This is a genomic window from Actibacterium sp. XHP0104, from assembly GCF_025751515.1.
Classification (GTDB): domain Bacteria; phylum Pseudomonadota; class Alphaproteobacteria; order Rhodobacterales; family Rhodobacteraceae; genus Actibacterium_D.
This window is the reverse complement of the sequence record NZ_JAOWLE010000001.1, coordinates 845,780-853,554: the sequence shown is the minus strand read 5'-3', so window position 1 is coordinate 853,554 and position 7,775 is coordinate 845,780. Positions and strand designations below refer to the sequence as shown.

At 63.9% G+C, this 7,775-nt stretch carries 8 protein-coding genes; 7 read left to right on the top strand and 1 reads right to left on the bottom strand.

Translation table 11 applies throughout. The annotated features are described in order from the left end of the window. The 3 genes from OE856_RS04375 to OE856_RS04365 form a co-directional block, all read left to right on the top strand. The coding region (locus OE856_RS04375) for an electron transfer flavoprotein subunit alpha/FixB family protein (protein WP_263714820.1) at positions 1-335 on the top strand (335 nt) is incomplete at its 5' end. Between the two features lie 21 nt (positions 336-356). Then, positions 357-2,141: an acyl-CoA dehydrogenase gene (locus tag OE856_RS04370; RefSeq protein ID WP_263714819.1), complete on the top strand. Its 1,785-nt coding sequence runs from the start codon at positions 357-359 to the stop codon at positions 2,139-2,141. A gap of 51 nt (positions 2,142-2,192) precedes the next feature. After that, entirely contained in the window at positions 2,193-3,842 is a 1,650-nt protein-coding gene (locus OE856_RS04365; RefSeq protein ID WP_263714818.1) for an electron transfer flavoprotein-ubiquinone oxidoreductase, read from the top strand. Positions 3,843-3,845: 3 nt separating this feature from the next. On the opposite strand, the gene OE856_RS04360 is transcribed toward OE856_RS04365, so the two are convergent. After that, positions 3,846-4,289, bottom strand: coding sequence for a MarR family winged helix-turn-helix transcriptional regulator (locus OE856_RS04360; protein ID WP_263714817.1), 444 nt, complete (start codon positions 4,287-4,289; stop codon positions 3,846-3,848). Positions 4,290-4,391: 102 nt separating this feature from the next. On the opposite strand from OE856_RS04360, the gene OE856_RS04355 reads away from it, so the two are divergent. From OE856_RS04355 to OE856_RS04340, 4 genes are read left to right on the top strand one after another with little or no spacing between them, the layout of a single operon-like run. Next, positions 4,392-5,342, top strand: coding sequence for an MBL fold metallo-hydrolase (locus OE856_RS04355; RefSeq protein WP_263714816.1), 951 nt, complete (start codon positions 4,392-4,394; stop codon positions 5,340-5,342). Positions 5,343-5,373: 31 nt separating this feature from the next. Continuing rightward, complete coding sequence (locus OE856_RS04350) at positions 5,374-6,987, top strand: FAD-dependent oxidoreductase (protein WP_263714815.1); 1,614 nt, start codon at positions 5,374-5,376, stop codon at positions 6,985-6,987. 3 nt (positions 6,988-6,990) lie between these two features. Then, entirely contained in the window at positions 6,991-7,185 is a 195-nt protein-coding gene (locus OE856_RS04345; RefSeq protein ID WP_263714814.1) for a DUF2783 domain-containing protein, read from the top strand. Between the two features lie 4 nt (positions 7,186-7,189). Further along, complete coding sequence (locus OE856_RS04340) at positions 7,190-7,732, top strand: VOC family protein (protein WP_263714813.1); 543 nt, start codon at positions 7,190-7,192, stop codon at positions 7,730-7,732. The last annotated feature ends 43 nt before the right edge of the window (positions 7,733-7,775 follow it).

Below are 7,775 nucleotides of genomic sequence, written 5' to 3'. Positions count from 1 at the left end.
CGGGCGGCCGTGGCGTCGGCTCGGAAGAGGACTTTGCCCTGATCGAGAAACTGGCCGACAAGCTGGGCGCCGCCGTCGGCGCCTCGCGCGCGGCGGTCGACAGCGGCTTTGCCCCGAACGACTGGCAAGTTGGCCAGACCGGCAAGGTCGTGGCGCCGGAACTGTATATCGCCGTCGGCATCTCGGGCGCGATCCAGCACCTCGCCGGGATGAAAGACAGCAAGATCATCGTCGCCATCAACAAGGACGAAGAGGCCCCCATCTTCCAGGTCGCAGACTACGGCCTGGTCGCAGACCTCTTCGAAGCCGTCCCGGAGCTGGCGGCGAAAATCTGACCCTAAGAAAGAGACAAGACCATGACCTATACCGCCCCTCTGGACGACATGCTGTTCGTTCTCGAAGATCTCTGTGGTCTTGAGGACGTGGCCCAACTGCCCGGTCTCGAAGATGCCAGCCCCGACATGGTGGCGGCGATCCTCGAAGAGGCCGGGAAATTCGCGGGCCAGGTCCTGGCCCCGCTGAACGTGGTGGGCGACACCAAGGGGCTGGGGTTCGACGCCGGTGACGTCACCACGCCCGAAGGCTGGGCTGATGCCTATAACCAGATCGTCGAGATGGGCTGGAACAGCCCCAGCGCCGATCCCGATCACGGCGGCATGGGGCTGCCGATGGTGGTGAACACCTGCATCCAGGAAATGTTCCAGGGCGCCAACAGCGCGTTCCAGCTGTGCCCGATGCTGACCCAGGGCGCGATCGAGGCGATCGAGGGCTATGCCTCGGACGACCTGAAACACACCTATCTGCCGAAACTGGTAAGCGGCGAGTGGACCGGCACCATGAACCTGACCGAGCCGCAGGCCGGGTCCGACCTGGCGGCGATCCGGTCCAAGGCAGTGCCCGAGGGCGACCATTACCGGGTGAGCGGGCAAAAGATCTTTATCACCTACGGCGAACACGACATGGCCGAGAATATCATCCACCTGGTGCTGGCGCGCCTTCCGGATGCGCCGGCCGGGGTCAAGGGCATCTCGCTCTTCGTGGTGCCCAAGGTTCTGGTCAATGCCGATGGCAGCCTGGGCGACAAGAACGATGTGCGCTGTGTCTCGATCGAGCACAAGCTGGGCATCCATGCCAGCCCGACCTGCACCCTGGCCTTTGGCGACAATGGCGGTGCCATCGGCTATCTGGTGGGCGAGCCCAACAAGGGCCTGCAATATATGTTCACCATGATGAACAACGCCCGCCTGAACGTGGGCGTCCAGGGCATCGGCATCGCCGAGCACGCCACTCAGGATGCCGTCGCCTACGCGATGGAGCGCAAGCAGGGCGCGACCCAGTCGGGTGCCGACACGATCATGGGCCACCCCGATATCCGCCGGATGCTGGGCCTGATGAAATCGCGCACCGAGGCCGCGCGCGTGCTGGCCTGCCGCGCGGCGCGCTCGCTTGATTATGTCACCCGGTCGCAGGATGCCGATCAGCGCGCCTATCACCAGCGCCGGGTCGACCTGCTGATCCCCGTGGTCAAGGCTTGGTCGACCGAACTGGCGGTCAACTCGGCCTCGCTGGGCGTGCAGATCCATGGCGGCATGGGCTATATCGAGGAAACCGGCGCAGCCCAGCATCTGCGCGATGCGCGCATCACCACCATCTACGAGGGCACGACCGGCATTCAGTCGCTCGACCTGGTCGGCCGCAAGATCATCCGCGACCGCGGCGCGGCGGCGCTGGAACTGGTGGCCGAAATGCGCGAAACCGCGACCGCCCTGGCGGCGCGCAACGGGTCGGGCGTCGAATGGGCGGGGATGGCCGCCGCGGTTGAGGACGCCGCCAAGATGATCGAGGAAACCACCAACTGGCTGGTTGCCCAGAACGGCCACGAACCGCTGGCCGCCGCGGTCAACGTGCTCGAGATGTTCGGCATCGCGCTGGGGGCCTGGGCCATGGGCGACGCGGCGCTGGCCGCTGCCACCCGTATCGAGAACGGCCGCGGCTCGGCACATCTGACCGCCAAGCTGAGCGTCGTGCGGTTCTACTTTGCCAACGTCTTTCCGTTGGCGCGCGCCTTGCAGGCGATCGCGACCTCGGGCGCGGGTTCGGTGCTGGATCTCGGCCCCGAAGACCTGGGCGCCATCGCCTGATCAGAACGCGTCCGCCCCTTTGGGGGCGGACCCCCACGCAGGAGCCCGGCCATGACGGATATTGAACGCGAGTCGATGGAATATGACGTTGTGATTGTTGGGGGCGGGCCTTCTGGTTTGTCTGCGGCGATCCGTCTGAAGCAGCTGGATGCTGATCTGAACGTTGTTGTTCTGGAGAAGGGCTCCGAGGTTGGGGCGCATATTCTGTCTGGTGCGGTTCTTGATCCGTGCGGGCTTGATGCGCTGATTCCCGACTGGAAGGCGAAGGGCGCGCCGCTGAACACCCCGGTGCGCGAGGACAATTTCTACATGCTGGGCGAGGCCGGGGGCATTCGCATCCCGAACTGGCCGATGCCGCCCCTGATGAACAACCATGGCAATTACATCGTCTCGATGGCGAATGTCTGCCGCTGGATGGCCGAGCAGGCCGAGGAGCTGGGCGTCGAGGTCTTCCCGGGCATGGCGTGCTCGGAACTGGTCTACGGCGACGCGGGCGAGGTCAAGGGCGTGATCGCGGGCGAGTTCGGCCGCGCGCCGGACGGCACGCCTGGCCCGGGCTACGAGCCGGGGATGATCCTTTACGGCAAATACGTTCTGCTGGGCGAGGGCGTGCGCGGGTCTCTGTCGAAAGAGGTGATCGCGAAATACGACCTGTCGGCCGGTCACTGCCCGCAGAAATTCGGCCTGGGCATGAAAGAGATCTGGGAGATCGACCCGGCCAAGCACCGCGAGGGCACGGTGACCCACACGATGGGCTGGCCCTTGGGCAAGAATGCCGGCGGTGGCTCGTTCATTTACCACCTGGAAAACAATCAGGTCTATGTCGGGTTCGTGGTGCATCTGAACTACGAGAACCCGCATCTCTATCCGTATATGGAATTCCAGCGGTTCAAGCATCACCCGATGGTGGCCGAGCTTTTGAAAGGCGGCAAACGCGTGGCCTACGGCGCGCGGGCGATTTCCGAGGGCGGCTGGCAGTCGCTGCCCAAGCTGACCTTCCCGGGCGGCGCGCTGTTGGGCTGTGCGGCGGGCATGGTCAACGTGCCGCGCATCAAGGGCAACCACAACGCCATGCTGTCGGGCAAGGCGGCGGCCGAGGCGGCGCATGCGGCGCTGGCGGCGGGGCGTTCGGGCGACGAGCTGACGGGCTATGAGGCCGCGGTGCGCGGTGGCGCGATCGGCAAGGATCTGAAACGCGTGCGCAACGTGAAACCGCTGTGGTCGAAGTTTGGCATGATGATCAGCCTGGCCCTGGGCGGGTTCGACATGTGGACGAACAACCTGCTGGGCCTGTCGCTCTTGGGCACGATCAAGCACGGCAAGACGGATGCGGCAGCCACGGGCGAGGCGGCAAAGTTCAAGCCGATCGATTACCCGAAACCGGACGGCACGCTGTCGTTCGACCGGCTGACCAACGTCAGCTTCAGCTTTACCAACCACGAGGAAGAACAGCCCTGCCACCTGCGGCTGGCCGACCCCTCGATCCCGATCAAGGTGAACCTGCCCAAATACGCCGAACCCGCACAACGCTATTGCCCGGCCGGCGTCTACGAAGTGCTGCAAGGCGAGGACGGTCCGCGGTTCCAGATCAACTTCCAGAACTGCGTCCACTGCAAAACCTGCGACATCAAGGACCCCAGCCAGAACATCAACTGGACAACCCCACAAGGCGGCGAGGGGCCGAATTATCCGAATATGTAAGGCCTAGCGCCCCTGCGCCATGATCCGGCGCAGGCAGGCGCGCAGCGTGGCCTGTTCCTCGGGCGTGAACATCGCTGCGACCTGCGCGTCATAGTCGCGCGCGATGCCCCTCAGATCGATATAGGCGCGCTGGCCCTGCGGGGTGACCGACAGCATCTCGTTGCGGCGGTCCTCGGGCAGGGTGGTGCGGGTCAGAAAGCGCTTGGCCTCAAGCGCCTTGACCGCGCGCGACACCTTGGTCTTGTGAATGCCCGACCGGTCGCAGATCTCGCGCGCGGTCATGTCGCCATAGCGGCCCAGGTGAAACAACACCCGCCATTCGGTGCGCAGCATGCCGTAGCGGTCCTTGTAGGCGCGCTGAAACCCCAGGCTGGTGATCTCGGCCGCCTGGTTCAGCGCATAGGGCAGGAAATCGCCCAGATCAAAATCTTCATCATGGATGTTCATTTTTCCCCGCAGGGCTATTGTTAGTTACAAATTCAACTAATATCCGGTTTCCCGAACAGGGCGCAACCGCGCAACAGGAAAAACGCAAGAGGAGAGGGCTGCATGGCCAAGGCATTCGCATCGCAAGGCGACATGGAGGAAAAGAAGGTTTCGTTCACCGAGGTGGGCGAGGGGCTTTATGCCTTTACCGCCGAGGGCGATCCCAATACCGGCGTGATCATCGGCGATGACAGCGTGATGATCGTCGAGGCCCAGGCCACGCCGCGCCTGGCGCGCAAGGTCATCGACTGCGTGCGCAGCGTTACCGACAAGCCGATCAGCCATCTGGTGCTGACCCATTACCACGCTGTGCGGGTGCTGGGCGCCAGCGCCTATGGCGCGCGCGAAATCATCATGTCCGATGCCGCCGCCGCCATGGTCGAGGAACGCGGGCAAGAGGACTGGGACAGCGAATTCGGACGCTTCCCGCGCCTCTTTCAGGGCCACGAGGAAATCCCCGGCCTGACCCGCCCGACCACCACCTTCAGCGAAAGCATGACCGTTTATCTGGGCAAACGCCGGGTCGACATCATGAAGCTGGGCCGCGCCCACACGGCGGGCGACGCGGTGATCTGGGTGCCCGACCAAGAGGTGATGTTCACCGGTGACATCGTCGAATACCACTCGGCCTGCTATTGCGGTGACGGGCATTTCAACGACTGGACCCAGACCCTGGCCAATATCGCCTCGTTCGAGCCCAAGGCCATCGCGCCGGGCCGGGGGGATGCGCTGGTGGGCGAAGAGATGGTCGCCGCCGCGCTGGCCAACACCGCCGATTTCGTCGAGAGCACCTATCGCCCGGTGGCCCGGATCGTCGCCCGTGGCGGCACCCTGAAAGAGGCCTGGGACGCCGTGCGCGCCGAATGCGATCCGAAATTCGCCGATTACGCGATCTATGAACACTGCCTGCCGTTCAACGTGGCCCGCGCCTATGACGAGGCCCGGGGCATCGACACGCCGCGCATCTGGACGGCCGAGCGCGATCTGGACATGTGGCAACAGCTGCAAGGCTAAGCCATCCGAGTCTTTGGGGAGGAGAGACCCGATGAACAAGATATTCGAGATACCGCTGTATCCTTACGCGAAAAGCCCCGACCAGGACGCCACTACGCCGGTCCGCCACCAGGTGGTGGTGATCGGCGCCGGGCCGATCGGTCTGGGCGCGGCAATCGACCTGGCCCAGCAGGGGATCGAGGTCGTGGTGCTGGACGACAACGACAAGGTCAGCTTTGGCAGCCGCGCCGTTTGTTACGCCAAGCGCCCGCTGGAAATCCTTGATCGTCTGGGCTGTGGCCATCCGATGGTCGACAAGGGTGTGAAATGGAACCTGGGCAAGGTGTTCTTCGACCAGCGCAAGGTTTACGAATTCAACCTGCTGCCCGAGGACGGGCACGAATTCCCGGCCTTCATCAACCTGCAACAGTATTATTTCGAAGAATACATGGTGAACCGGGTGCGCGAGCTGCAAGAGCAGGGCGCTCCGATCGAGATCCGTGGCCGCAACAAGGTCTCGGCCATCGGCCAGCATGACACCCATGTCACGCTCGAGGTCGAAACCCCCGAAGGCCCCTATAACGTCGAGGCCGACTGGCTGATCGCCTGCGACGGCGCGGGGTCAAACACCCGCGCGATGCTGGGGCTGGATTTCGTGGGCAGGGTGTTCGAGGACAACTTCCTGATCGCCGATGTGATCATGGATGCCGAGTTCCCCACCGAACGCTGGTTCTGGTTCGACCCGCCCTTCAACCGCGGCCAGTCGGCGCTGTTGCACAAACAGCCCGACGGCGTGTGGCGCATCGACCTGCAACTGGGCTGGGACATCGACAAGGAGCGCGAGAAACGCCCCGAGAACGTGATCCCGCGCCTCAAGGCGATGCTGGGCGAGGATGTGAACTTCGAGCTGGAATGGGTGTCGATCTACACCTTCCAATGCCGCCGGATGGAACAGTTCCGCCACGGCCGGGTTCTGTTCGCGGGTGACGCCGCGCATCAGGTGTCGCCCTTTGGCGCGCGCGGGGCCAATTCGGGCCTGCAAGACACCGACAACCTGTGCTGGAAGCTGAAACTGGTCATGGACGGCAAGGCGCCCGAAACCCTGCTCGACAGCTATGACGTTGAGCGCATCCATGGCGCGGATGAGAACATCCTGAATTCGTCGCGTTCGACCGATTTCATCACGCCCAAATCCAACATCAGCCGCACCCTGCGCGACGCGGTGCTGGACCTGGCCGAACAGTATGAATTCGCCCGCCCGCTGGTCAACTCGGGCCGGCTGTCGGTGCCCTGCACCTATGACGGCTCGCCGCTGAACACGCCCGACGCGCTGCCCGGTGCGCCCGCGCGCAGCCGTCCCGGCAGCCCCTGTGCCGACGCGCCGCTGGGGCAGGGCTATCTGCTGCCGCAACTGGCCGACCGGTTCACTCTGCTGACGCTGAACGCCGATGCGCCCGACGGCCTGGATATCGACGGTATCCCGGTCACGCGCCTGGCGCTGGACGGCAAGGACGACCCGACCGGCGCGCTGGCCGACCGTTACCTGGGCGGCGAGAAATCTGCCGTCTACCTTATCCGTCCCGACCAGCACGTCGCCGCCCGCTGGGCCGCCTATGACGAAACCGCAACCCGCGATGCCCTGCGCCGCGCCATCGGAAAGGCCTGAGCCATGAGCGACCTGACCCTGACCCCGAACATCCCCGGCGCCGACGATTTCTATGCCGAACTGATCGCCGCGCATGAGGGGCTGACGGATGCCGAAAGCCAGGCCTTCAACGCACGTCTGGTGCTGTTGCTGGCCAATCATATCGGTGATCGCACCGTTATTTCACAGGCGCTTGCCGCCGCCGCCCGAAAGGAGTGACCCAATGAAGATCGAACAAATTCACCACGTCGCCTACCGCTGCAAGGACGCCAAGGAAACCGTCGAGTGGTATGGCAAAATGCTGAACATGGATTTCATCCTGGCCATTGCCGAGGATCATGTGCCCTCGACCCACGAGCCCGACCCCTACATGCATCTCTTCCTGGATGCGGGGAATGGCAATGTGCTGGCGTTTTTCGAACTGCCGACCAAGCCCGAAATGGGCCGCGACCCCAACACCCCGATCTGGGTTCAGCACATCGCCTTCAAGGTCAAGGACCGCGACACGCTGATCGAGTTCAAAGAGCATCTCGAGGCTAACGGCGTCGAGGTTCTGGGCGTCACCGACCACTCGATTTTCCATTCGATCTATTTCTTCGATCCCAACGGCCACCGTGTCGAACTGGCCTGCCCGGACCCGGCCGAAGAGGCGATGCTGGCCAAGCTGGACGAAGTCAAATGGGAGATGCTGGAAGAATGGTCGCGCACCAAGAAGGCCCCCAAACACGCCGAATGGCTGCACAGCAAGGAACTGACGGGGCTGTAATCGGCCGCCACAGGATCTTGCGCCGCAACTACGCAATCGGGGT

Excerpts from the sequence above, each read along its gene's own strand:
- OE856_RS04370 (WP_263714819.1), top strand. The coding sequence starts at position 357 with ATGACCTATACCGCCCCTCTGGACGACATGCTGTTCGTTCTCGAAGAT.
- OE856_RS04365 (WP_263714818.1), top strand. The coding sequence starts at position 2,193 with ATGACGGATATTGAACGCGAGTCGATGGAATATGACGTTGTGATTGTT.
- OE856_RS04360 (WP_263714817.1), bottom strand. The coding sequence starts at position 4,289 with ATGAACATCCATGATGAAGATTTTGATCTGGGCGATTTCCTGCCCTAT.
- OE856_RS04355 (WP_263714816.1), top strand. The coding sequence starts at position 4,392 with ATGGCCAAGGCATTCGCATCGCAAGGCGACATGGAGGAAAAGAAGGTT.
- OE856_RS04350 (WP_263714815.1), top strand. The coding sequence starts at position 5,374 with ATGAACAAGATATTCGAGATACCGCTGTATCCTTACGCGAAAAGCCCC.
- OE856_RS04345 (WP_263714814.1), top strand. The coding sequence starts at position 6,991 with ATGAGCGACCTGACCCTGACCCCGAACATCCCCGGCGCCGACGATTTC.
- OE856_RS04340 (WP_263714813.1), top strand. The coding sequence starts at position 7,190 with ATGAAGATCGAACAAATTCACCACGTCGCCTACCGCTGCAAGGACGCC.